Source organism: Candidatus Nitrotoga arctica, from assembly GCF_918378365.1.
Taxonomy (GTDB): Bacteria; Pseudomonadota; Gammaproteobacteria; order Burkholderiales; family Gallionellaceae; genus Nitrotoga; species Nitrotoga arctica.
Window position 1 is genome coordinate 721,564 of sequence record NZ_OU912926.1, and the last position, 23,686, is coordinate 745,249.

23 protein-coding genes are annotated in these 23,686 nt (G+C 50.7%); 16 read left to right on the forward strand and 7 right to left on the reverse strand.

The features are described from left to right. Positions 1–4: 4 nt before the first annotated feature. A complete protein-coding gene (gene pyrC / locus MKZ32_RS03345) occupies positions 5–1,036 on the reverse strand; it encodes a dihydroorotase (protein ID WP_239795967.1) in 1,032 nt (343 codons plus the stop codon). 42 nt (positions 1,037–1,078) lie between these two features. Beyond that, complete coding sequence (gene rsmI / locus MKZ32_RS03350; RefSeq protein WP_239795968.1) at positions 1,079–1,945, reverse strand: 16S rRNA (cytidine(1402)-2'-O)-methyltransferase; 867 nt, start codon at positions 1,943–1,945, stop codon at positions 1,079–1,081. A gap of 133 nt (positions 1,946–2,078) precedes the next feature. Between rsmI and MKZ32_RS03355 the strand changes: the two genes are divergently transcribed. From MKZ32_RS03355 to ubiB, 7 genes are all read left to right on the forward strand, one after another. Continuing rightward, complete coding sequence (locus MKZ32_RS03355; RefSeq protein WP_320412259.1) at positions 2,079–2,522, forward strand: YraN family protein; 444 nt, start codon at positions 2,079–2,081, stop codon at positions 2,520–2,522. After that, positions 2,495–3,193, forward strand: coding sequence for a BON domain-containing protein (locus MKZ32_RS03360; protein ID WP_239795969.1), 699 nt, complete (start codon positions 2,495–2,497; stop codon positions 3,191–3,193). Before MKZ32_RS03355 ends, MKZ32_RS03360 begins: the two co-directional genes overlap by 28 nt. 164 nt (positions 3,194–3,357) lie before the next feature. After that, positions 3,358–3,759, forward strand: coding sequence for a gamma-butyrobetaine hydroxylase family protein (locus tag MKZ32_RS03365; protein ID WP_239798085.1), 402 nt, complete (start codon positions 3,358–3,360; stop codon positions 3,757–3,759). Then, entirely contained in the window at positions 3,756–4,490 is a 735-nt protein-coding gene (gene ubiE, locus MKZ32_RS03370) for a bifunctional demethylmenaquinone methyltransferase/2-methoxy-6-polyprenyl-1,4-benzoquinol methylase UbiE (protein ID WP_239795970.1), read from the forward strand. The genes MKZ32_RS03365 and ubiE overlap by 4 nt, the downstream gene beginning before the upstream one ends. Positions 4,491–4,710: 220 nt before the next feature. Then, positions 4,711–5,556 (forward strand): Tim44 domain-containing protein, encoded by an 846-nt coding sequence (locus tag MKZ32_RS03375; protein WP_239795971.1) that lies wholly within the window; start codon positions 4,711–4,713, stop codon positions 5,554–5,556. 2 nt (positions 5,557–5,558) lie between these two features. Beyond that, entirely contained in the window at positions 5,559–6,143 is a 585-nt protein-coding gene (locus MKZ32_RS03380) for a ubiquinone biosynthesis accessory factor UbiJ (protein ID WP_239795972.1), read from the forward strand. Positions 6,144–6,335: 192 nt separating this feature from the next. After that, positions 6,336–7,853: a ubiquinone biosynthesis regulatory protein kinase UbiB gene (gene ubiB, locus MKZ32_RS03385; protein ID WP_239795973.1), complete on the forward strand. Its 1,518-nt coding sequence runs from the start codon at positions 6,336–6,338 to the stop codon at positions 7,851–7,853. Positions 7,854–7,954: 101 nt separating this feature from the next. Here the strand turns inward: ubiB and MKZ32_RS03390 are convergent, their stop codons facing one another. From MKZ32_RS03390 to MKZ32_RS03400, 3 genes are all read right to left on the reverse strand, one after another. Continuing rightward, positions 7,955–8,359 carry a transposase gene (locus MKZ32_RS03390; protein WP_239795974.1) on the reverse strand — a complete coding sequence of 135 codons (405 nt, stop codon included), beginning with the start codon at positions 8,357–8,359 and terminating at the stop codon, positions 7,955–7,957. 205 nt (positions 8,360–8,564) lie between these two features. After that, positions 8,565–9,008, reverse strand: a complete 444-nt coding sequence (locus MKZ32_RS03395) for a helix-turn-helix domain-containing protein (protein ID WP_239795975.1) — start codon at positions 9,006–9,008, stop codon at positions 8,565–8,567. A 217-nt stretch (positions 9,009–9,225) separates the two neighbouring features. Next, on the reverse strand, positions 9,226–10,230 hold the full coding sequence (locus tag MKZ32_RS03400; protein WP_239795976.1) for a class 1 fructose-bisphosphatase: 1,005 nt from the start codon (positions 10,228–10,230) through the stop codon (positions 9,226–9,228). Between the two features lie 532 nt (positions 10,231–10,762). On the opposite strand from MKZ32_RS03400, the gene MKZ32_RS03405 reads away from it, so the two are divergent. The 5 genes from MKZ32_RS03405 to MKZ32_RS03425 all read left to right on the forward strand — a co-directional run bounded on the left by MKZ32_RS03405 (position 10,763) and on the right by MKZ32_RS03425 (position 15,495). After that, the gene (locus tag MKZ32_RS03405) at positions 10,763–12,700 is read left to right on the forward strand and encodes a transglycosylase SLT domain-containing protein (protein WP_239795977.1); all 1,938 of its coding nucleotides are present in this window, start codon (positions 10,763–10,765) and stop codon (positions 12,698–12,700) included. Positions 12,701–12,704: 4 nt separating this feature from the next. Next, positions 12,705–13,916 (forward strand): multifunctional CCA addition/repair protein, encoded by a 1,212-nt coding sequence (locus tag MKZ32_RS03410; RefSeq protein ID WP_239798086.1) that lies wholly within the window; start codon positions 12,705–12,707, stop codon positions 13,914–13,916. A 160-nt stretch (positions 13,917–14,076) separates the two neighbouring features. Then, positions 14,077–14,421, forward strand: coding sequence for a hypothetical protein (locus MKZ32_RS03415; protein WP_239795978.1), 345 nt, complete (start codon positions 14,077–14,079; stop codon positions 14,419–14,421). A gap of 544 nt (positions 14,422–14,965) precedes the next feature. Further along, entirely contained in the window at positions 14,966–15,223 is a 258-nt protein-coding gene (locus MKZ32_RS03420; protein WP_239795979.1) for a type II toxin-antitoxin system Phd/YefM family antitoxin, read from the forward strand. Then, complete coding sequence (locus MKZ32_RS03425) at positions 15,220–15,495, forward strand: type II toxin-antitoxin system RelE/ParE family toxin (RefSeq protein WP_239795980.1); 276 nt, start codon at positions 15,220–15,222, stop codon at positions 15,493–15,495. The genes MKZ32_RS03420 and MKZ32_RS03425 overlap by 4 nt, the downstream gene beginning before the upstream one ends. 103 nt (positions 15,496–15,598) lie before the next feature. On the opposite strand, the gene MKZ32_RS03430 is transcribed toward MKZ32_RS03425, so the two are convergent. Together MKZ32_RS03430 and MKZ32_RS03435 are read right to left on the reverse strand one after the other, a co-directional pair. Continuing rightward, positions 15,599–17,770, reverse strand: coding sequence for a UvrD-helicase domain-containing protein (locus MKZ32_RS03430; protein WP_239795981.1), 2,172 nt, complete (start codon positions 17,768–17,770; stop codon positions 15,599–15,601). A 73-nt stretch (positions 17,771–17,843) separates the two neighbouring features. After that, entirely contained in the window at positions 17,844–18,731 is an 888-nt protein-coding gene (locus MKZ32_RS03435; protein ID WP_239795982.1) for a phosphoribulokinase, read from the reverse strand. 191 nt (positions 18,732–18,922) lie between these two features. On the opposite strand from MKZ32_RS03435, the gene leuS reads away from it, so the two are divergent. From leuS to cutA, 4 genes are read left to right on the forward strand one after another with little or no spacing between them, the layout of a single operon-like run. Next, on the forward strand, positions 18,923–21,715 hold the full coding sequence (gene leuS / locus MKZ32_RS03440; protein ID WP_239798087.1) for a leucine--tRNA ligase: 2,793 nt from the start codon (positions 18,923–18,925) through the stop codon (positions 21,713–21,715). A gap of 17 nt (positions 21,716–21,732) precedes the next feature. After that, complete coding sequence (locus MKZ32_RS03445) at positions 21,733–22,245, forward strand: LPS-assembly lipoprotein LptE (RefSeq protein ID WP_239795983.1); 513 nt, start codon at positions 21,733–21,735, stop codon at positions 22,243–22,245. Between the two features lie 16 nt (positions 22,246–22,261). Continuing rightward, positions 22,262–23,275: a DNA polymerase III subunit delta gene (gene holA / locus MKZ32_RS03450; RefSeq protein WP_239795984.1), complete on the forward strand. Its 1,014-nt coding sequence runs from the start codon at positions 22,262–22,264 to the stop codon at positions 23,273–23,275. A 5-nt stretch (positions 23,276–23,280) separates the two neighbouring features. Further along, positions 23,281–23,619: a divalent-cation tolerance protein CutA gene (gene cutA / locus MKZ32_RS03455; RefSeq protein WP_239795985.1), complete on the forward strand. Its 339-nt coding sequence runs from the start codon at positions 23,281–23,283 to the stop codon at positions 23,617–23,619. Positions 23,620–23,686 lie beyond the last annotated feature (67 nt).

Sequence of the window (23,686 nt, forward strand, 5' to 3'; positions counted from 1 at the left end):
ATCCTCACCCCACCAGCTTCCATTTCATCATTTCATTTGCTCTCAATGGCACTAATTGATGCTCTCCAAACCCAATTGTTGCTGGCACTTGCCATTCCTGCTTACACAAGGTCACGCTTTGAGTGTTATGCGGCAAACGATAAAAGTCAGCGCCGTAAAAACTGGCAAAACCTTCCAGTTTGTCTAGCGCCCCGACCTGCTCGAAAACTTCTGCATATAGTTCGAGGGCGGTGTGGGCGGTGTAAATGCCGGCGCAGCCGCAAGCGGACTCTTTAGTATGCTGTGCATGCGGGGCGCTGTCGGTACCGAGGAAGAACTTTTTGTTGCCACTGGTGGCCGCCGCAAGCAATGCTTCACGATGTGTTTCGCGCTTCAATACTGGCAGGCAGTAATAGTGCGGATGGATGCCGCCACTGAGCATGGCATTGCGGTTGTATAGCAGGTGGTGCGCGGTGATAGTGGCAGCGATATTATCTGGCGCGCTTTGCACAAAATGTGCGGCGTCTATCGTGCTGATATGTTCGAACACCACGCGCAAATCGGGTAGGTCACGCAGTAGCGGTTGCAGCACGCGGGCTATGAATACTGCCTCGCGATCGAACACGTCTACCGCTGTATCGGTTACTTCGCCATGCATAAGCAGCGGCATACCACAATGTTGCATTTCTTCCAGTGCGGGATAGGTTTTGCGGATGTCAGTGACGCCCGAATCGGAGTTGGTGGTGGCGCCCGCAGGATAATATTTAACTGCATGCACTATGCCGCTTTGTTTTGCTGTACGAATCTCTTTCGCCGTAGTGTTGTCGGTTAGATATAGCGTCATTAACGGTTCGAAATGCGAACCTGTAGGTAGCGCAGCGAGAATGCGCGCGCGGTAGGCCTGCGCCTGTTCGGTAGTTGTAACCGGTGGGCGGAGGTTGGGCATGATGATGGCGCGGGCGAATTGGCGTGCGGTGTCGGGCAGAACGGAGTGCATTAACGACCCATCGCGCAAATGCAGGTGCCAGTCGTCAGGGCGGGTTAGTTTCAGTTCCATGGCAGATTTTTATCCGAATGTAAAAACGAGGTAAGTCCTGTATTAAGCTGAGGATTTGAGTGATAGGGCGCGTTGGTACAGTTCGTTACGCCCTGCTCCAGTAATACGCACGGCGAGCTGTACTGCCTGCTTGAGCGGCAATTCGTGCAACAACTCCGCCAATACATGTTCAGCGTCTGCATTTAATCCTTCCTGTTGCGCTGCCATGCCGGAAATCAACAATACGAATTCGCCTCGTTGGCGGTTGGGATCACCATTCAGCCAAACCAGTGCCTCGGCGAGGGAGCATCGTTGAATGCTCTCGAAAAGCTTGGTGATTTCGCGCGCAAATACAATTTGCCGGTCACCACCGAAAACGCTTTGCAGGTCAGACACGCATTCCAGTATGCGATGCGGGGCTTCGTAAAATATCAGGGTATAGGGTAAGGCGATCAGTTCTTGTAACGCGCGGCAACGTGCAGCTGCTTTATTGGGCAGGAACCCATAAAACAGGAAGTGCGGTGCGGGTAGGCCGGCGGCGGATAGGGCCGCTAATGCGGCGTTTGCTCCAGGGATGGGGGTCACGCGGTAGCCAGCGGCACGTACTTCTGCCACCAATATTGCACCGGGGTCGCTTATCGCTGGCGTGCCTGCATCAGATACCAGGGCAACCGACAGACCGCGGGCCAGCAGCGCGATCACTTTTTCTGCCGCCGCCCGTTCGTTATGCTGGTGCAATGCCATTAACCTATTTGCCGCAATGGAATAATGCATCAGCAGATTCGAAGTATTGCGCGTGTCTTCAGCAGCAATGGTATCAGCAGATATCAGTACATCCAACGCCCGCAAACTGATATCTCGCAAATTCCCGATTGGGGTGGCAACCACATATAATGCGCACTCTAATTTTTGTTTTTGCCCGCTATGCACTGCACTTCCTCTTATTGTTGCTTGTTAGCCGCCGTACTATACGTGAGCGTGGATGGCTGTGCCACTCCCAAAAAATGCATCAGGCCAAAAAATGCATCAGGTTCGCCAGTCTCTTTTTGGATTTCTGACAAGGATGATTTGTTTGCAGGCCAACCCATCAATTAAGCCTGAAATGGAACGTTTTTATGCGCTCGTTGTCAACATTTGTCATCTGATGCAGAAATCAGTGTCGCTGAGTACACGTGGGGTTCAGGCCGAAAGGTTGGCGGAACAATTTTTGCAACGCCATGGCCTCAAGTTGTTGCAACGAAACTATAGCTGCCGTTATGGCGAAATTGATCTTATTCTGCAAGATGGCGATACAGTGGTATTTGCCGAGGTACGTTTGCGTAGCCGTGGCGATTTCGGCGGTGCTGCGGCCAGCATTAATGCGGCCAAGCAGGCTCGACTGATACACACTGCTCAGCATTACCTGGCCACATTGAGCCGTACCCCGCCTTGCCGTTTTGATGCGGTGTTGTTTGATACGCTGGATAGCGCTCGACCGGAATGGATCAAGAATGCTTTTACCGCCTGATTTCGGGTAACATCCGCATTCATCGCAACGGATTTTGGGCGCTGTGGACTTTGATCAGCAGAAACCGTCCGCACTTCGACGACATATTAGTGAGAGGGAACATGCGTTATTTAAATTACCTATTATTGGCTATCGTGCTAGGCGCGGTGCAAGGGTGTCTTCCGATAATTGCTGCGGGTGTCGGCGCGGGTGCGTTAATGTCGTCCGATCGCCGTACTGCCGGCATTATTCTCGAAGACCAAAACATCGAGAACAAGGCACTCAATCAAATAAATGTCCAATATAAAGATACTGTGTATGTGAATGTCACCAGTTTCAATCGCCGTGTGCTCATTACTGGCCAGGTGCCTAACGAAACAGTTAAAGCTGATGTTGAAAAAATAGTTTCAAGCTTGACGAATGTAAAAACTGTAAATAACGAACTACAGGTGTCCTCCCTTACTGATTTATCCTGGCGTAGTAATGACGGCTTTATTACTAGCAATATTAAGCTGCGCTTTCTCAATAACAGCCGAGGATTTCAGCCTGAACATGTAAAAGTAATTACCGAAAACAGCTCAGTATTCCTGATGGGCTTGGTCTATCACAAGGAAGCTGAAGCCGCTGCCGATATCGCGAGTAGCTCGCGTGGCGTGGAGCGCGTAGTTAAGGTGTTTGAATACCTCGATTAAGGGCCGGTTGCTTAGCTCGCTATGTTTATAAGTATCAAACAGAAAAAAATTTCTGAGCAAAAGCTTTGTGCAAGAATAGCTAAGGCGGCATGGAACACAATGTTCTATTGCTGCACCAGCTTTTTATTATTACGCTGCCGAACAAAATACGTGTGTCAATTTTAATGACCATGCTCACTCCCACCGAAATTACCCTGCATCAACAATCGAAGCTGCTGGAAATAGCCTTCGATGACGGTTCACGCTACCGCTTGCCGTATGAGTTTCTGCGTGTGCATTCGCCTTCTGCCGCAGTTCGTGGGCACGGGCCGAGTCAGGAGGTGCTGCAGGTCGGCAAGCAAGATGTGAACGTGATTGACGTGCAGCCCGTAGGTAGCTACGCCATCAAACTGACTTTCGATGATGGCCACAATACCGGCCTTTATTCTTGGGATTACTTGAATGAGCTCGGGAAATATCAGGATGCGTTGTGGCACGAATATTTAAGGAAATTGGCAGAAGCGGGAGAGAGCCGTGTTCCACATCATTCTGTAGATATACTCGATAAATCCGAGGAAGTAAAATGAACAAAACAACTCATTTCGGTTTCGCGACTATCCCGGAAATAGAAAAAACAGAGCGCGTAGCCAAGGTATTCACATCCGTCGCCACCAAATATGATGTGATGAACGACCTTATGTCAGTTGGCCTGCATCGGCTCTGGAAGCGCTTCGCCATCCAGGTCAGTGGCGTACGAGTGGGAGAGCGAGTGCTGGATGTGGCGGGTGGATCTGGAGACCTTTCCCGTCAGTTTGCCAAGCGTGTCGGTAACAGTGGCCAAGTTTTGCTCACTGACATTAACAAAGCGATGTTGCGCGTCGGCCGTGACCGCTTGATTGATGATGGCGTAAATACACCTGTTGTACAGTGTGATGCGGAAAACTTGCCCTTTCCGTCTAATTATTTTAATTGTGTCAGTATTGCTTTCGGCCTGCGCAATGTGACTCACAAGGATGCTGCGCTACGTGAAATGCAGCGTGTGCTTAAGCCCGGTGGCCGCTTGCTGGTGCTGGAGTTTTCCAAGGTGTGGAAGCCGTTGGAGCCGCTCTATGATGCTTACTCGTTCAAATTGCTGCCAAAGTTGGGCGAACTGATCGCCAAAGATGCCGACAGTTATCGCTACCTGGCGGAATCTATCCGTATGCACCCTTCACAGGAGGAGCTTAAGCGCATGATGGAAGAAGCTGGGCTCTCTCGTGTTGAATATTTCAACCTTAATGCTGGAATTGTGGCCTTACACAGGGGTTATAAAATTTAATCAGGATGTTTCACAAACTTTTGCAGCGTACTCCACATACTTTATTCAACTTGCCCAAGGCAAGCTGAGAAAGTTGAAGTTCGGATTTAATATCAAAATATTTTTAAGGACAGTGCCAAGCTGGTTCGAAAAAGGAACCTTTACATTTTTCAGTACACTAAGGTTGTAGTGTTATACTTTATTCGCTTTTTTTGTTGTTAACTATTAAATGAGGTAGCCCATGAAACGTTTTCTATTGTTGTTAACTTTTGCCCTAGCTAGTTTCTCCATGCTAACTGTAACCGCCGAAGCTAAGCGCATGGGCGGGGGTGGCAGCATTGGTCAGCAACGCACCATGAGTCCGCAGCAAGCGTCCAAGGCACCCGCTGCCGCCCCTGCTCCGGCAGCGCCTGCGGCAGGTAATAAATGGCTTGGTCCCTTGGCTGGTTTGGCAATAGGTGCTGGTTTGGGCGCAATGTTCGCCGGGGGTCTGGGCGGGTTAGGTGGCGCAATGGGTGGTATTCTGATGGCGCTTCTGGCCGCAGGTTTGGTGATGTTCCTGGTTTCCCGGTTTCGTAAATCTCGGGGGCAGCAGCCTGCCATGCAATATGCAGGTAGCGGCACATCATCCTACCAGCCAGAATCGAGGCAGCAGCCATTTGTAGGCGGTAGCGCTGCTAACCCTGCTCCTCAAGTCAACAGCAGCAGTAATATTCCGGCAGATTTCCCGGCTGAAGCTTTCCTGCGTAGCGCTAAGACTTCATTTATCCGCCTGCAGGCCGCAAATGACCGCAAGGATCTAAATGACATTCGTGAATACACTACGCCCGAAATGTTCGCCGAAATTTCCTTGCAGTTACAGGAACGCGGCGATGCACCGCAAAAAACAGATGTACAGACAATTAACACTCAGATTGTTGAGGTGGTCAATGAAGGTGACTATGCCATTGCTAGTGTGCGTATGAGCGGCCAATTGAGCGAAAATAATGGCGTGCCCGAGAATTTCGATGAAATTTGGCATGTGCAGAAGAACCTGCGCGATGAAAAGGCAGTCTGGTTGCTATCCGGGATCCAGCAAGTAGCTTAAATATGTTGTTTCAGCCGACCGCTGCTGCCCTTAACCACTTGCTCACTCAAAGTGGTTGGGCATTGCAGCGGTTGGTAGTTCATGCAGGCAAGACGGCGCGCTTTACCATCGCGCCGTTTGTTTTTTCATATAATATTCAAAATGATGGCACGCTACGCGCCTCAGCCGCCGATGTAAGCGCTGATGCAAGCTGCACTATTCCACCTTCATTGTTACCGCGTCTGGCAGTGCATGATGAAACGGCTTTCGCACAAATTGAAAGTTGTGGCGATACCGCGCTCCTCACCGAAATTTTTTATCTTAGTCGTCATTTGCACTGGGATGCAGCAGAAGACTTAAGCCGGGTGACTGGTGATATTGCTGCCGAACGTATCGTGCAATTTGCCAAGACTGGCCAGCAATATATACACGATACTGCATTCAACTTGTCGCAAGCACTGGCAGAATACTGGACAGAAGAATACCCGCTGCTTACCAAATCCACTCATGTTGCGGATTTTGTGCAACAGACCGACAAGCTGCGCGACGACGTAGCGCGGCTGGAGCAACGCATCAACCGATTATCTAATCCTGAAAATTCTTGCTAGTCTTTGATACTATGCTGCAATGCATTTAGCTGTTCTTTGAAATTTACAAATCTGATTTTCTTTCCAGATGTTCAGAGGCTGCGCTAGGGCAGTTTTTGGACGAGTGAAAAAATCAAGCAGTGAGTATAATTTCTAACATTCGGCCAACATCTCGCTTGGACCGCAGAATAATCAAATCTTCGTAAAATTTTCATGCGCCTGTTACGCCTGCTAAAAATAATTTTTGTCGTACTGCGCTTCGGCTTGGACGAATTTCTTCTTGCGCATTCACGCACGCGCTGGCTGCTGGTACCGATCAACTTGCTGCTATTCGCACGGGATACCTCTGCACCGCGTGCAGTGAGATTGCGACATGCATTGGAGAACTTGGGTCCGATCTTCGTAAAATTCGGGCAAATGCTGTCTACCCGCCGCGACCTGATTCCTGTCGATATCGCCGATGGGCTCGCAAAATTGCAAGACCAGGTGCCGCCCTTTCCTTCTGCACAAGCTGTGGCTTTATTGGAGGCCACCTACAATAAAAAACTTAATGAAGTATTCCGCAGTTTTGAGGAAATCCCCATTGCCAGTGCCTCGGTGGCTCAAGTACATTTCGCCGTGCTGCCGAATGGACGCGAAGTCGCAATAAAAATCCTGCGTCCGGGCATTGCACGTGTTATCGCGCACGACATCGCATTGCTTGATATCTGCGCGAGTTTAATTGAACGCTGGTGGGAAGACGGCAGGCGGCTTAAGCCGCGCAAAGTGGTAGAGGAATTCGAGAAGCATCTGCACAACGAACTTGACCTGATGCGGGAAGCCTCCAGCGCCAGCCAATTGAAACGCAACTTTGCCAATTCCAAATTGTTGCTAGTTCCGGAAATTTATTGGGATTGGTGTACAGATGAAGTGATGGTGATGGAACGAATGAAAGGCCTTCCCGTCAATCATGTGGATGCGCTGCGTGCGGCCGGTATTGACCTCCCTACGCTGGCAGCCAATGGCGTGGAAATTTTCTACACCCAAGTTTTTCGCGATGGCTTTTTCCATGCTGACATGCACCCGGGTAATGTGCAGGTGGACGCAGATGGCCGCTACATTGCACTGGATTTCGGCATCATGGGCACCCTCACCGATTCCGACAAACATTATCTCGCACAGAACTTCATTGCTTTCTTTCGGCGCGACTATAAACGCGTGGCGGAAGTGCACATAGAATCCGGCTGGGCGCCTGCGGCTACCCGGGTGGATGAGCTGGAGGCTGCCATCCGAGCTGTGTGCGAGCCAATCTTTGACCGGCCCTTGCGTGAAGTTTCTTTCGGACGGGTCTTGCTGCGCCTGTTCCAGACCTCGCGCCAATTCGGCATTGAAGTCCAGCCACAGCTCGTACTGTTGCAAAAAACCTTGCTTAATATCGAGGGACTGGGCTTGCAACTCGATCCTGAATTGGACCTGTGGAAGACTGCCAAGCCCTGGCTGGAACGTTGGATGAGCGAGCAAATTGGCTGGCGCGGTTTTCTTAATGCTCTAAAAATAGAGGCGCCACACTATGCCATTCTATTACCGCAACTACCACGTTTGTTGTACCAAACTTTGAATGAAAAACCTGGAGTGCAAATTGCAAACGTATTGCGCGAATTAGTGGCTCAACAAAAACAAATAAACCAACTGGTTATATTAGTTGCGTTAATTTTATTCGGGTTTAGTGTTTTGTATTTTATTCGCGGTTAGGCAGAGTATTTTGATTGAATAATTCTTCAGTTAACTTAGGGCACATCTAAAATAGAGGTTATCAGGGACGATTAAGATTAACTAGTATAACAACCCATTAATTACAAAACATAATGTCTAGCCATTTTTGTATCTGCATCCTGCCGAGTGAACGTCCACTCAATGCCACGTTGCTCCATGTTACGGCGCAACTGCCAAGCATTCACTTCGGCGGTGAGCGTAACACGGTCTGGCAGGCGTCGATCAAGGCACTGGCGGTCAAGAATACCGATTTCGATTTCAGCCATGTTGAGCCAACTGGCATGTTTCGGCGTGTAGTGAAAGACTACACGTCGCAGCAGTGCCTTTGCTTCCTTGGCACCGAGCACTTCCTCGAAGCACTTGCGAAAGTGGGTGTTGAGATTGTCCATCACCAGATGGATACGCTGCGCCGTGACATAAACCTGCTTGTGATCACGACCGTCCGCCGACCTCCTTTTGGCTCGACCGCCACGAACAGGTTGCAAGTACCGGCGCGGACATACTCGTAATCCTGCTTCGCGGACGAGTTGGGCTGGGTTGGCAAAGGGGGCCGCGTATCCTTGAGCAGCTGCTTGCTCTTCTCGTCCAAACAGACCACGGGTTCTTCCGCCCGGAACGGACGGGCATAAAGATCGAGCAGGTCATACATTCGCTGCCGGTATTCTTCGGTCAAAGCGCCAATGCACCACATCACCTTGCACCATGGCTTGAGACAGTTTTTTTTAGCAGCCGGCGAATAGTCTCGCGGCTGATCGGACCAATATCCGCCTGCCTCTGCGCTGCCTGTTCCAGCAACTCGAGCGTCCAGCGCCTGGCACCTTCCGGCGGCTCCGAGCAGGCCAGAGCGGTAATCTTCGCCTCGACGTCGGTAGCAAACTGCCGAGGCTTGCCGGGACGCGCGACATCGCACAGTGCATATTCGGCACCATCCTCCAGATATGCGCTTCGTGTCCGCCAGATGGCGGTTCGTCCAACGCCGAGAACTGCCATGATCTGGGCTTCGGGGATCCCGCGATCAAGGGCAGATAAAATATGTGCCCGATTGACTTCTCGGGCATGGTGCAAACCCTTTGTACGATATGTCTCGATCAACTCACGATCCTCGTCGGTAAGATACAGTTCAGTCTGTCGCATGGCAGGCTCCTCATCATGGGGTGGGTATGCGACAGTATAATATATGTTTCGTTATTTATGAGTTTAGATACTAGTGTAGTGTTTTCGAAATGCGAAGGTGCTGACTATCTCAACCCGAACTGTCCTGTTAATTAAACAAAACTGCTTAAAAACCAAGCGGGCGAGGCAGCCCGCTTGGTTTTGATCGTAAGTCAACGGCGGCATTCACTCAATTGTGTCACGCTCCTTTGTGATAACCCACCACGCGCTCTACTTCATTCTTCGAACCAAGAATCACCGGTACACGTTGGTGCAAGCCCGTCGGCTTGAGTTCCATAATACGTTCGCGACCCGTGGAGCACACCCCTCCTGCTTGTTCCACGATGAAAGACATTGGATTAGATTCATATAGTAACCGCAACTTGCCCGCCTTACCCACTTCCTTGTTGTCGAATGGATACATAAAGATACCGCCGCGAATCAGAATGCGATGCACTTCCGCAACCATCGAAGCTACCCAGCGCATATTGAAGTTCTTTTCTCTTCCCCCTGGGGTTTTACCCTTTACGCATTCATCCACATAACGTTGCACCGGAGCTTCCCAGAAACGCTGGTTGGACATGTTGATGGCGAACTCCTGGGTATCGGCCGGAATGGTCATGTTCGGATGAGTCAGCATGAATTCCCCAATGTCATTGTTCAGCGTGAAGCCATTTACGCCATGTCCAGTAGTGAGCACTAACATTGTGGAGGGGCCATATAGTGCATAACCAGCGCAGATCTGCTGGGTACCCGGTTGCAAAAAATCTTCTGCGGACGGGTTTGTTACTCCTTCGGGACAACGAAGAATTGAAAAAATCGTGCCAACGGAAATATTTACATCAATGTTAGAGGAGCCATCCAGCGGGTCAAATGTCAGCAAGAACTTACCTTTTGGATATTGCGCAGGAATGGGGTAGATGTCATCCATTTCTTCAGATGCCATAGCGGCAAGATGGCCGCTCCATTGGTTTGCTTCGATGAAAATGTCATTGGTTATGACATCCAGCTTTTTTTGCGTTTCACCTTGGATATTTTCGCTACCTGCACTTCCCAGCACGCCAATCAATGCGCCTTTGTTTACACTATGGGCAATTTGTTTGCATGCCATAATGATGTCGCTGAGTAATCCAGTGAAATCACCATTTGCACCCGGTAATTGCCTCTGTTCTTCGATAATGAATTGCACCAAGTTTTTGCTCATGTGTTTTCCTTGCCTTAATTAATAGAATTTTTGAATTTCAGGATTTTACAGGTTTTTGCATTCTCTCTCCACGCCTATATGAGGATACTTAGCTTTGCATTTACAACAATAATAAAGGCAATATGAGACGTCTTGATCATTAAATATCTTTTGGCAAAAAACTTGTAAACCTTTTTCAAAAAATAGTATCTCAGGCTATTCATGCACAGAAATATTTCCCTTCGTACCTTGTGCTTGAAAAATATTGCTTGAAGACATTTACAGCTTCACTAAAATTGCTTTAACGGAAAGGGGCGATGCGTGGCTATCCGCATCTGCTAAAATATTGAGCCTGTGTAGGTTTGAAGAGTTATTTAATCCGGAATCAATGCTGACAAAAAGCCTCGCCAAATTCAAGTTTTGGGCATTGGCCACCGATAGTAGGAGAGTGCACTCGCTGCAATATAAATGGGGAAATCGCCTGCAAGGGAAAATTTCAAAATCAGTCGAGAATATGACGGCTAAACGGAATTTTATAAGGGCATCATCATCCATGCGTTTTCAAAACACTTTTGTATTTGCATTACTTTTTATTCCTGTTTTGGCGGTCGCAAATCAGGATGCGGATTTTCTCGCCGCGCGTGACGCATTTCGGATGGGTGATTTAGTGAAGCTTGATCGCATGGTCGTGCGATTAAAGCACTCCCCGCTAGAACCCTATCTAGCTTATTACCAGTTGCGTATGCGACTAGAGACTGCGAGCGCCGCCGATATTCAGGCATTTCTGGCGCGTCCTGATGATACCCCGGTGATTAACCACATGCGTGCGGAATGGTTGAGACTGCTTGGGAAAAGGCAGCAATGGGAAGAATTTGCGGCGCAATATCCACGCCTGGTGAGCGGGGAGGTCGATCTGACCTGTTATGCCCTGCGATCGCGTCAACGTCTGCAAGAAGAACAAGTGCTGCATGAGGCACGCAACCTATGGTTAACTAACAGCGCGGAAATGCCGGAAAGCTGCGCTCCATTGTTTGATGCGGCAATTGCCAGCGGTATCATCAATGCAACGGATGTATGGCTACGTTTGCGCTTGGCACTGGAGGCCGGTAATGTGACGCTGGCTAAACAGCTCTCGGAGAGGTTGCCTGCCAAGCGCGTCCTTTCTTCATCCGAACTGGATAGTGCCGCCACTGATCAGGTGCGTTATCTTGCCACGGTCAAGCTGGATAATGCCTCCGAAGCACAACGCACGGTGGCGATGTTTGCCTTGCTACGGCTGGCCAAGCAATCGCCGCAATTAGCTTATTCACAATGGGAAAAAAAAGCGGCATATTTTACTGCGGATGAGCAGTATTATTTTTATGGGTGGTTAGGTTACGAAGCGGCACGCAAGCGAGATACGCGCGCGTTGGAATGGTACAAGGCAGCTGGTGAGGCTCCCCTGACCGGGCCGCAGCTGGCATGGCGTGCCCGAACCGCGTTGCTTACGCAGAACTGGCATGAAGTTTGGACGAGCATTAATGCCATGACGCCGCAACAACAGCGCGAGGGTGTGTGGCGTTATTGGAAGGCGCGTGCTCTGAAAGCATGGGGAAGTCTGCCGGAAGCGAATGTGCTGTTTGCCGAATTGAGCAGCGAACATAACTTTTACGGTCAACTTGCTGCTGAGGAGATCGGAGTAGCTCCTGCCGCAACGATGCCTGCCAGTTATCAGCCAAGCAAAGCGACAATAAATGCAATGCTGGCACAGCTCGCCGTCCAACGTACACTGGCGTTATACCGTATGGATTTGCGCACTGACGCGGCTAGAGAATGGGCATGGGCGGCACGCAAGCTTGACGACCAACAGCTGTTGGTGGCAGCTGAAATTGCGCGCCGTAACGGGATGTATGACCATGCCATCAACACCGCTGATCGTACCGTGCAGATACATGACTTCACCCTGCGCTATCTCGCACCTTACCGAGAGGTATTACAGGGCTACATTCGCAAGAATGAACTGGAAGAAGCCTGGGTGTATGGCTTAATACGGCAGGAGAGTCGTTTCGTCTATCAAGCTAAATCGCCAGTAGGCGCGACAGGGCTTATGCAGATCATGCCTGCCACGGCGCGTTGGATAGCGCAAAAAATAGGGATGAAAAGTTATCGTCAGGCACTTGTGAATCAACTTGATACTCATTTCAAGCTTGGTACGTATTACATGAAATCGGTGCTGTCGTCACTCGACAACAATCCAGTGCTGGCCTCTGCCGCCTATAACGCCGGCCCTTCACGCGCCCGCAAATGGCGGGGGGAAAGCACATTGGAAGGAGCCGTTTACGCCGAAAATATTCCCTTTGATGAAACGCGCACTTATGTAAAGAAAGTTATGAGCAATACCATGTATTACTCCCAGCTTTTCGGCCAGCCGCCGCGTTCCCTCAAACAACGTTTGGGTGTGATTACGGCAAAGAATGTAGTTAACCAGCAGGCTATCTCTGATGAAAGATAACGGCCTGAAAATATACAGTGTTGGCGGCGCTGTGCGCGACGAACTGCTCGGTCTGCCAGTGAATGACCATGATTGGGTGGTGGTGGGTAGTACACCGGAAGACATGGTGACGCGCGGCTATAAGCCGGTGGGCAAGGATTTTCCGGTTTTTCTGCATCCTGACAGACATGAGGAATATGCGCTGGCCCGTACCGAGCGTAAAACTGCCCCCGGCTATAGGGGTTTCGCCATTCATGCCGCGCCGGACGTGACGTTGGAGCAAGACTTGCTGCGCCGAGACTTTACCATTAACGCCATTGCACGCGATCAAGACGGCAATTTAGTTGATCCCTATAACGGCATCGCCGACTTGCGAGCCGGGATTTTACGCCATGTTAGTTCGGCGTTCAGTGAAGACCCGGTGCGGATTCTGCGCGCAGCGCGTTTTGTGGCGCGTTTTGGTTTCAACATAGCGCCGGAGACGTTGTCGTTGATGCGCGCAATGGTGGCAAATGGTGAAGTGGATGCGCTGGTGCCGGAAAGGGTGTGGCAAGAACTGGCGCGTGGCCTGATGGAAAAAGTGCCGTCACGTTTTTTTTTCACGCTACGTGATTGCGGTGCGCTCGAGAAAATCCTGCCGGAAGTAGACGCGCTGTTCGGCGTGCCACAGCCGCCTAAATATCACCCGGAAATCGATTGCGGCATACACACCATGCTGGTGCTGGACGATGCAGCACAACATGACTACCCGTTGGAAGTACGTTTTTCTGCGCTCACGCACGACCTCGGCAAGGGGAATACGCCAGCGGAAATTTTACCGCGCCACATCGGCCACGAGATACGCAGTGTCGATTTGTTGCGTACCTTGTGTGTGCGTCTGCGCGTAACAAACGAATGCCGCGACCTCAGCCTACTGGTGGCACGCTATCACGGTAATGTGCATCGTGCTCCCGAGCTGCGCCCCGATACCATTGTCGCCATATTGCAGAGTTGCGATGCGTGGCGCAGGCCAGAGCGCTTCGCGCACCTGTTGCAGGCATGTGCTTCGGATGCGCGGGGGCGGACCGGGCATGAACAGGATGCTTATCCGCAGGCGGATTACCTGCTGCGAATGTTACGGGCGACGCAGACGGTGAATGCAGGGGAGATTGCGCAGCAATGTGAGGATAAGAATGCTATTGCTGACAAAGTGCGTGAGGCACGGATTATGGCAGTGGAGCGGGTAATTAAAGGTTGAATTTCTCACCTCGAATCTGTAGTGGATTTAGTTTTTCGATGTTGTAACATTATGGATGCATGAAGGGGACGCTGCCATTTGTGTGTGCTGAAGATGGAAATAAAAGGGTAGCGTCCCAGGATGTCTAGTTTACGTTAGAGCCTACAACAGGAGTACCGCAATGCCTGATCTTGCAACAATTGGCTCGGCACTGAGTAGCATCAAAATTGCAACGGATATCGTTAAGTTCTTGCGCGGAAGCGATTTGTCGCTTGAGCGAGCAGAACTGAAACTTAAGCTTGCTGACCTTCTAAGTTCACTCGCCGACGCAAAAATTGAACTAATCGAAGTTCAAGAGACATTGGCAGGAAAAGACAAAAAAATTGCCGAACTTGAGGATGCCTTTCACAAGAAAGATTCCCTTGTACGGCAATACGACGCATATTACACAGCCGATGAAAATGGCAAACCTACCGGAGTACCTTACTGCTTACGTTGCTGGGAAAACGACCATAGACAAAGGTAGCTAGTGCGCGCATCAAGGGACTATCGCACTCGAGTGTGCACCTCTTGTGGTCATCAATATGAGGGACGCCTCGCTGGAGACATTCAGCCTCCGAAAGATGAACAACCCGCCTAAGCAAACTAAGTTATGAACGTCACATAATTGTAGGTTATACAACAAGCCAAAGTTATTGAGTTTCGCTATCACGGCTACTTGCGTCTTGTTGAACCTCACGCTTATGGCCAAGACAAAGACGACGATGAAACTCTTCGCTGTTATCAAACGTCTGATGGGAGCGAAGTGGTGAGCGTATTGGGGCTGGAAGCTCCTTAAAGTTCGTAGAAGATAAAGGGGGGACATTACCTTTTTTGGCATATCCAATGGGGTCGGCACGATATTTTATTTGTCGAGGTGTACGCTATGCAGCAGCGCCGATTCAGGCCGCAGCCATCGCTTGAAGTCTACCTGTTGTTTAAAGAAGACAGCAACGTGCTCAGTTTGATTAATCGTACGATATAGCGCACTATTTGTCGCATTGAAAAACAACTTCCTAAGGAGATAAGCTATGTCGCATCTGACGGCCAATGATCTAAAAACAAAAGGGGTAGCTGCTATCGAGTCTGTGCTGGCCGAGCATTCCGAGGCGATTGTTTCGGTGCGTGGCAAGGAGCGTTTCGTGGTGATGGATATTGCGCAATATCATTATTTGCGCGAGTGCGAGTTGGAGGTGGCGCTGGCTGAAGCCCGTGCCGATCTGGCGGCAGGACGATTTGTGCAGGAGTCGCCAGAAGAGCATTTGGCACGGGCGAAATCCGCCGCATGAGCTATCGCTTGGTTTTTACCGAGCAATATACAAGGCGTGCGGTGCGTTTTCTCAAGCGGCATCCCGATCTGGAAAAGCAGTATCTTAAAACCCTGCAACTACTTGAGTTGAATCCCTACCACCCTTCATTGCGCTTACATTCCTTGAGTGGAAAACTGCAATCATTGCATTCAGTTTCCATCAATCTTTCTTATCGCATTACGCTGGATTTGCTGATTCAGGATGAGCAGATTATTCCTGTGAACGTGGGCGACCACGATGCGGTGTATTGAATGACTGCACCCCTTGTGCATCTGGCCATTCTGCATGGTTAGAGAATATGACGTCCAACCCGTATATTAACCAAGCCGGAGATGTGGACATATCTGGCCGTTATTAAAGTGGAGTGAGCTTCGCGTATTCCAGCGCCAGCCACTTGGTACCGGCTGTGCGAAAATTCACTTGTACGCGCATATCTGAATCACCACCTTCAATGTTGACTATGACCCCTTCGCCAAATTTGGCGTGATGCACTGCCTGGCTAATATGCCACGGAGAATTTTGTGCGCCAATACTCTTTTTCCCCCCAAGCCCTTTCATGTTCATAGGGGAGGTGGGGGTGAGAGAGCTTGAATAACCAGAAGAGCTAAAGTTATTGCGTGTCGTTATACGTGGCGTGATCCAGTGCAACAACTCTTCCGGCAGCTCGCGCAAAAAACTGGACATCAAGTTGTAATTTACCTGCCCATGCAACATGCGGCTCTGTGCAAAGGTGAGATAGAGCCTGCGCCGCGCGCGCGTGATAGCCACATACATCAGGCGGCGTTCTTCATCCACACCAGCATCCGCCATGCGGCTGTTGTGGTGCGGGAATAAGCCCTCTTCCAGCCCGCTCATGAACACAGTATGAAATTCCAAACCTTTGGATGAGTGTACTGTCATCAGGTGTAGCGCATCCGCGTTAGCTTCCGCCTGACTTTCACCTGATTCAAGCGCGGCATGAGTGAGGAAGGAAGTAAGACTGTCGTCCTCATTCTCATGTACAAACAGGGTCGCGGCATTGATCAGTTCATTGAGGTTTTCCAGCCGTTCCTGAGCCTCGCGTTGTTTGACACCTGTTTCATTTTGATAATGAACAAGCAACCCGCTGTGCAGAATTATATGATCGATGACTTCCGGCAACGGCAGTTCACGCGTGGCACTGGCCATCATTTCGATTAAAGTTACAAACGTCGCCACCTTGCCACCCGTCTGTTTTGCCACTTGCCACAGGTTGACATTTTGCGCGCGCGCCGCTTCCTGCAATTGTTCGATAGTGCGCGTGCCAATGCCGCGCGTGGGAAAATTTATAATGCGCAGCAGCGCGTTATCATCACCCGGGTTTTGTATCAGGCGTAGATAAGCCAGCGCATGCTTGATTTCCTGTCTTTCGAAAAACCTCAGTCCGCCATACACGCGATAGGCTACCCCCGCTGACACCAATGCGTGTTCGATGACGCGCGACTGAGCATTGGAACGGTATAAAACGGCCATCTCGGCCAGATGAATGCCTTCGCGGTTAAGCTGGCGCGCCTCGTCAACGATGAATTTGGCTTCTTCCTCATCGGTGGGTGCCTCGTACACGCGTAATGGCTCACCTTTGTTTTCCGAGGTCCATAAATTCTTGCCAAGACGGCTGCGATTATTCTTGATTAGTGCATTGGCGGCATCAAGGATGTTGCCGTGCGAGCGATAGTTCTGCTCCAGTTTGATCACACTCTGCACATGAAAATCGCGCGTCAGTTCCTGCATATTGCCGACATTCGCCCCCCGAAACGCATAAATAGATTGGTCGTCGTCGCCCACCGCAAACAAGGCATTGTGTTGCCCAGCCAATAATTTGAGCCATTGATATTGCAAGCGGTTGGTGTCCTGAAATTCATCCACCAAAATGTGGCGGAAGCGAGCCTGATAATGCTCCCGTAATGGTTGATTGCGGGCCAGCAATTCATAGCAACGCAATAGCAACTCAGAAAAATCCACTACGCCTTCACGCTGGCACTGCTCATCATAAGCAGCAAAAATTTCCACCTTACGGCGGGTGTAGGGATCAAAGGCTTCCACCTCGTGCGCGCGCAGGCCCTGTTCTTTATTGCCGCTGATAAAGTTCTGAACCTCGCGCGGTGGATATTTTTCGTCATCCACATTGAGCACTTTCATTAACCGCTTGATGGAAGCAAGCTGGTCGGCGCTATCCAGAATCTGGAAAGTCTGCGGCAACATGGCTTCGCGGTGATGAGCGCGCAACATGCGGTTACACAGCCCATGAAAAGTCCCCATCCATAGCCCGCGTATGTTGATCGGCAGCATGGCGGACAAGCGCAAGAGCATCTCCTTTGCCGCCTTGTTGGTGAAGGTGACAGCTAGAATGCCATGCGGGCTGACTTGCCCGGTGCTGATCAGCCAGGCAATACGTGTGGTGAGCACGCGTGTTTTGCCGCTGCCCGCACCGGCCAGGATTAGCGCCGATTGTTCCGGTAGGGTAACGGCAGCGCGCTGTTCTGGATTAAGGCCAGAAAGAAAATCCATTCGGGATATCCGTAAACAAAACGGGGAACCAGAAACTATGCCTGATTCCCCGCCAACATCAAATTATAAAAAGTTATTTATTTCTGTTCTGCAGCATCTCATGCATGATTGGAGCCAGAATCACTTCCATCGCAAAGCTCATTTTGCCGCCGGGTACCACAATGGTATTCGAGCGCGACATGAATGAACATTGAATCATGTCAATAAGATATGGAAAATCCACGTCCGTGGGATCGCGGAAACGAATCACTACAAAACTTTCGTCCGGTGTCGGGATATCACGTGCAATGAAAGGGTTGGAAGTGTCAACCGTAGACACGCGCTGAAAGTTAATATCAGTACGTGAAAATTGTGGCGTGATGAAGTTAATATAGTCCGGCATGCGGCGCAGGATGGTATCTACCGTCGCTTCAGCGGAATAGCCACGTTCAGCTTGATCACGATGGATTTTCTGTATCCACTCCAGATTGACGATGGGAACCACGCCGATGCTCAAATCAACATGCTTGGCTGCATCCACGGTATCTGTCTTCACCATGCCGTGCAAACCTTCGTAAAACAGCAGATCGGAACCGGCGGCAATATCTTCCCACGGCGTAAATTGACCAGGGTTCAAGCTGGTGTTTAAGCGCGCATTCAGCTCCTTCGCTTCAGCATCGCTATGAATGTAATAACGGCGTTTACAAGAACCGGTTTTCCCATATGACTTGAAGGTCTCTTCGATTTTGTCGAAATGGTTGGCTTCGGGTCCAAAGTGGCTGAACGAATGATTGCCTGTTTTGCTAGCTTCAGCCACGGCTGCCCGAAATTCCAGGCGATCCAGGCTGTGCAGGCTGTCACCCTCAATCACGGCGGCATTTATGTGCTCACGGCGGAAAATATTTTCAAAAGCGCGCTTGGCGGTAGTAGTGCCGGCGCCCGATGAACCGGTCACAGCAATCACGGGGTGCTTGCGGGACATAGTAAAACTCTCCTGAAGGATATTAAAAAATTTATTTCGGCGGCATTCTAGCAGAACCCCGCACCCCGAGACATCTTAACGTACCAACATTGGCAGTCTTATTTGTCAGTTCGCGTCTGTCAGTTCGCGCGCAGCTTGGGCAGGATTATGCCGGTATAATGTCGACTGGACGAACTAACGCAGAAATTAAAATGCAACAGGATTATAAACCGAAAAATATCGAAGTTGTCGCGCAACAATATTGGAAGGAGAAATTGACCTTCCGCGCGAAGGATCAATCTGAGAAGCCCAAATATTATTGTCTGTCGATGTTTCCTTACCCCTCCGGCAAGCTGCACATGGGGCATGTGCGTAACTATACTATCGGTGATGTGCTATCGCGTTATCACCGCATGAAGGGCTTTAACGTAATGCAACCGATGGGCTGGGATGCCTTTGGCCTGCCCGCTGAGAATGCCGCCTTGGCCAATAACGTACCGCCCGCCGCGTGGACTTATTCCAATATTGACGTCATGCGCACGCAGCTACAGAGCTTGGGACTTGGCGTCGACTGGTCGCGCGAAGTGACGACTTGCAAACCGGATTATTACCGTTGGGAACAATGGTTGTTCACGCGCCTGTTTCAGAAAGGGCTGATTTACAAAAAGACGTCTTCGGTGAACTGGGATCCGGTCGATCACACAGTGTTGGCCAATGAACAGGTGATTGATGGGCGCGGCTGGCGTTCCGGCGCGCTGGTGGAAAAACGCGACATCCCGATGTATTTCATGCGCATTACTCAATATGCCGAAGAGTTGCTTGCCGATCTGGACCAGTTGGAAGGCTGGCCGGAACAGGTCAAGACCATGCAGCGCAACTGGATCGGCAAGAGCTACGGTGTGCGCTTCGCTTTCCCTTATCAACTGGATGGCAAGCAGGACAAGTTGTGGGTATATACCACACGTGCCGACACCATCATGGGCGTCACTTTCGTTGCAGTTGCTGCTGAGCATCCTCTGGCAACTCGCGCTGCACAAGGCAATCCCGTGCTTACTGTATTCATCGAAGAATGCAAGCATGGCGGCGTGGCGGAAGCCGATATCGCAACGATGGAAAAGAAGGGCATGGACACTGGCTTGAAGGTCACCCATCCGCTCACCGGCGAACAAGTGCCGGTATGGATAGGCAACTATGTACTGATGGGCTACGGCGAGGGCGCGGTGATGGCAGTGCCCGCGCATGACGAACGCGATTTTGGCTTTGCCAAAAAATATGGCTTGCCGATCAAGCAAGTGATTGCCAAAGGCCGTGACGATGGCTTTGGTGACGGTAGCGGATATGGCGGTGGCACAGCTTCAGGAGTTGGGTCTGAAGACGGTAGCGGAGCGGGTAGTGGTGGTATCGATACTCCATTCGCTATTGTTCGATGGCAAGAGTGGTATGGAAGCAAAGTAGTGGGTGTTTGCATTAACTCAGGAAAATATGACGGCCTCGGTTATACCTCAGCCGTAGACTCCATCGCCGCCGATCTCGCTGTCAAAGGTCTGGGCGAAAAGAAAGTGCAGTTCCGCCTGCGCGACTGGGGCATCTCGCGTCAGCGTTACTGGGGCTGCCCGATCCCGATCATTCATTGCGTACATTGCGGCGATGTTCCGGTGCCGGATGAGCAATTACCTGTTTTATTGCCGGAGAACGTAACGATTACCGGTGCGGGTTCACCGCTGGCGAAGATGCCGGAGTTCTACGAGACCACTTGCCCGCAATGTGGCGGCGCGGCGAAGCGCGAGACCGACACCATGGATACCTTCGTCGAATCGTCCTGGTATTACGCGCGCTACACCAGTCCCGGTTGTACCACGGGCATGGTGGACGAACGTGCCCAGTACTGGTTGCCTGTTGATCAATATGTCGGTGGTATTGAGCACGCCATCCTGCATTTGCTGTATGCGCGTTTCTTTAACAAGCTGATGCGCGATGAGGGGTTGTTCGGCGAGACTGCCCTTACCTCAGTATCACAGGGAAAAGAAGAGCAAACGCTACGGCCAAAATCCGTTGATGAACCGTTTACCAACCTGCTCACGCAAGGGATGGTGATCGCGCCGACTTTTTTCCGCGAAGGGGTGGCGGGCAAAAAACTATGGATCAATCCTGCCGATGTGGATATAGACACAGACTCACGAGGACGCCCGGTTGGCGCCAAGTTGCGCGCCGACGGCCAGCCGGTTGTTATCGGCGGCACAGAGAAAATGTCCAAATCCAAAAACAACGGCGTAGATCCACAGGTCATCATTGACCAATATGGCGCCGACACTGCGCGCTTTTTTATAATATTTGCAGCGCCGCCCGAGCAAACCCTGGAGTGGTCTGACGCCGGTGTGGAAGGTGCATTCCGTTTTCTGAGACGGGTATGGAATTTTGCTTATTCAAATAAAAACGAGATTGGGGTTTATCAAAATCGCAGCAAACAAGAGTCCGACGAATCTTACTTGAAGGCATTGAATAATGAACAAAGGGATGTTTACAGAGAGATGCATGTAGCACTTAAACAAGCAAATTTTGACCTGCAGCGCTTGCAATTCAATACTGTGGCATCAGCTTGCATGAAAATTTTGAAAGCGTTAGAGCAACAAATGGTCATAGTTACGCCTGACATGAATACAAAAGTGGTTGCCATCACAAAGGGATTCAGTATCCTGCTGCGCCTGCTTTCCCCTATTGCACCGCACATTACGCAAACACTCTGGCAAGAATTGGGTTACGGCGATGATATTTTGTCCGCTCCTTGGCCAGAAGTGGATGAAGCTGCATTAGTACAAGATGAAATCGACCTGATAATTCAAGTCAATGGGAAGTTGCGCGGTAAATTGCGCGTAGCAAAGGATGCCGATCATGCCATGCTCAAACAGCTGGCTTTAACCTATCCGTCCGTAGAAAAATTATTAGCCGGCCAAGCTGCCAAAAAAATCATCGTGGTGCCTGGGCGCTTGATCAACGTAGTAATCTAACCTATGGAAAGATGCCAATGCGCACAAATCTGCTGATATTGCCGCTGTTAATACTAACGTTGCTGTTGGCTGCGTGCGGCTTTCATTTGCGCGGACAAGGGGGGTTTGCGTTCCCATTTCAGACATTATTCATATTGTCACCTAATGCCAATGCGCCCTTCATTATTGATTTAAAACGTGCTGTGCAGTTATATAACGTCAAGCTCGTTGATTCGTCCGAAAACGCGCAACTGACTCTGCATATCGTTTCCGAAACTATGAGCAAGCAGATACTTTCCTTGAGCGATGCCGGCCGTGTGCGCGAATATCAATTGAATTATCGTGTTTCGTTGCGTGCTTACGATATCAAACTGGATGAATGGGTTCCCGCAGATGAAATCGTGCTGCAGCGTTATTTATCGTATGACAACACACAGGTTCTTGCTAAGGAAATGGAGGAAACGCTGCTTTATCAAGACATGCGCAAGGACGCGGTTCAGCAGATATTACGTCGCTTGAGTCTTGCCAAGGCGCCGCCATCGCCACAATGAAGCTAGCTCATCTACCATGAAGCTTTCTGGGGAGGATTTGTCGCATCATCTTGCCCAGGGGCTTGCGCCGCTGTATGTTATTCACGGCGAGGCGTTGCTGCTCGCTATCGAGGCGGCCGATGCCATCCGCGCTGCAGCGCGCGCGGATGGCTATATCGAGCGTGAAGTACTAATCGCTGAGCCGGGCTTCAAGTGGGCAGAGTTGCGTCATAGCGCGCAAAGTTTGTCGCTCTTTTCCACGCGAAAATTGGTGGATCTGCGTATTCCATCCGGCAAGCCGGGTGTGGAAGGTGCCCAGGCCTTGCAGGATTATTGCCAGAAATTGAACGTCGACACAGTTACGCTGGTATCGCTGCCACGATTGGACAAGACTGCCTTGGGCAGCAAATGGTTCAGCGCGCTGTCAGCGCAGGGGGTGATCATTGCCACCGAGGAAATTGCCCTGAATGCACTGCCGACCTGGATTGCGAGCCGATTGAAACGGCAGAATCAATCCGCTGATGCGGACACTTTGGCGTTTCTCGCGGAGCGGGTGGAAGGCAATCTGCTGGCGGCTTATCAGGAAATCCAAAAGCTTGCCCTGTTATTCCCCGCCGGGCCATTATCTTTCGAACAGGTGAAGGACTCCGTAATGGATGTGGCGCGCTACGACGTGTTCAAGCTGTCCGAGGCTATGCTGGCGGGTGATGTAGCGCGATATGCGCACATCCTCGATGGCTTGCGTGTTGAAGGCACGGCTGCCGTGCTGATACTGTGGGCGTTGGCCGAAGACATTCGTACGCTGAGCAAGGTGTTACGCGCTATGCAGGACAGTGGCAATTTGTCTTCCGCGCTACGCGATGCGCGTGTATGGGGCGTACGCCAAAAGCTCGTGGAACGCGCCGTGCGGCGTTTCAGCCCGGCTATAGCCGAGCGCGCCTTGCGTCAGGCCGCGCACGTGGACAAGGTGATTAAGGGCTTGCGCCGCGGTAACGTGTGGGATGAATTGCTGCAATTGGGGGTTCGTTGCGCTAATGTGAAAGCGGCATAAAGTTGATGGACGAAATTCTTCTAGTCTTAACCAATTTGCCGAATCGTGAGAGCGCCCAGCGCGTGGCCAATGCTTTGATTGAAAGTCGGGCCGCGGCATGCATCAACATGCTGGCGGAATGCACCTCGGTCTATCGCTGGCAGGGAGAAATAGAGACGGCTAGTGAGGTGCCGCTGCTGATTAAGACTACCCGTGCCGCTTACCCTCAACTTGAGGCCGTCATCCGTTCACATCATCCCTATGAACTTCCCGAGATCATTGCTGTCTCGATTAACGCAGGGTTGCCCGGCTATCTACAGTGGATCATCCAAGAAACATCTCCAGCCTCTGCCAGCCTCCCATGACAATGTGAGACTGGAAGGAGTAAAAGTGAAGGTTGTTTTGAATACAATTGCTCTTTTTTTAGCCATT

Bases quoted from the DNA above. Each gene is read 5' to 3' on its own strand.
- pyrC (WP_239795967.1), bottom strand. From the start codon at position 1,036: ATGGAACTGAAACTAACCCGCCCTGACGACTGGCACCTGCATTTGCGC.
- MKZ32_RS03355 (WP_320412259.1), top strand. From the start codon at position 2,079: ATGATTTGTTTGCAGGCCAACCCATCAATTAAGCCTGAAATGGAACGT.
- MKZ32_RS03360 (WP_239795969.1), top strand. From the start codon at position 2,495: ATGGATCAAGAATGCTTTTACCGCCTGATTTCGGGTAACATCCGCATT.
- MKZ32_RS03365 (WP_239798085.1), top strand. From the start codon at position 3,358: ATGACCATGCTCACTCCCACCGAAATTACCCTGCATCAACAATCGAAG.
- ubiE (WP_239795970.1), top strand. From the start codon at position 3,756: ATGAACAAAACAACTCATTTCGGTTTCGCGACTATCCCGGAAATAGAA.
- MKZ32_RS03375 (WP_239795971.1), top strand. From the start codon at position 4,711: ATGAAACGTTTTCTATTGTTGTTAACTTTTGCCCTAGCTAGTTTCTCC.
- MKZ32_RS03380 (WP_239795972.1), top strand. From the start codon at position 5,559: ATGTTGTTTCAGCCGACCGCTGCTGCCCTTAACCACTTGCTCACTCAA.
- ubiB (WP_239795973.1), top strand. From the start codon at position 6,336: ATGCGCCTGTTACGCCTGCTAAAAATAATTTTTGTCGTACTGCGCTTC.
- MKZ32_RS03395 (WP_239795975.1), bottom strand. From the start codon at position 9,008: ATGCGACAGACTGAACTGTATCTTACCGACGAGGATCGTGAGTTGATC.
- MKZ32_RS03400 (WP_239795976.1), bottom strand. From the start codon at position 10,230: ATGAGCAAAAACTTGGTGCAATTCATTATCGAAGAACAGAGGCAATTA.
- MKZ32_RS03405 (WP_239795977.1), top strand. From the start codon at position 10,763: ATGCGTTTTCAAAACACTTTTGTATTTGCATTACTTTTTATTCCTGTT.
- MKZ32_RS03415 (WP_239795978.1), top strand. From the start codon at position 14,077: ATGCCTGATCTTGCAACAATTGGCTCGGCACTGAGTAGCATCAAAATT.
- MKZ32_RS03420 (WP_239795979.1), top strand. From the start codon at position 14,966: ATGTCGCATCTGACGGCCAATGATCTAAAAACAAAAGGGGTAGCTGCT.
- MKZ32_RS03425 (WP_239795980.1), top strand. From the start codon at position 15,220: ATGAGCTATCGCTTGGTTTTTACCGAGCAATATACAAGGCGTGCGGTG.
- MKZ32_RS03430 (WP_239795981.1), bottom strand. From the start codon at position 17,770: ATGGATTTTCTTTCTGGCCTTAATCCAGAACAGCGCGCTGCCGTTACC.
- MKZ32_RS03435 (WP_239795982.1), bottom strand. From the start codon at position 18,731: ATGTCCCGCAAGCACCCCGTGATTGCTGTGACCGGTTCATCGGGCGCC.
- leuS (WP_239798087.1), top strand. From the start codon at position 18,923: ATGCAACAGGATTATAAACCGAAAAATATCGAAGTTGTCGCGCAACAA.
- MKZ32_RS03445 (WP_239795983.1), top strand. From the start codon at position 21,733: ATGCGCACAAATCTGCTGATATTGCCGCTGTTAATACTAACGTTGCTG.
- holA (WP_239795984.1), top strand. From the start codon at position 22,262: ATGAAGCTTTCTGGGGAGGATTTGTCGCATCATCTTGCCCAGGGGCTT.
- cutA (WP_239795985.1), top strand. From the start codon at position 23,281: ATGGACGAAATTCTTCTAGTCTTAACCAATTTGCCGAATCGTGAGAGC.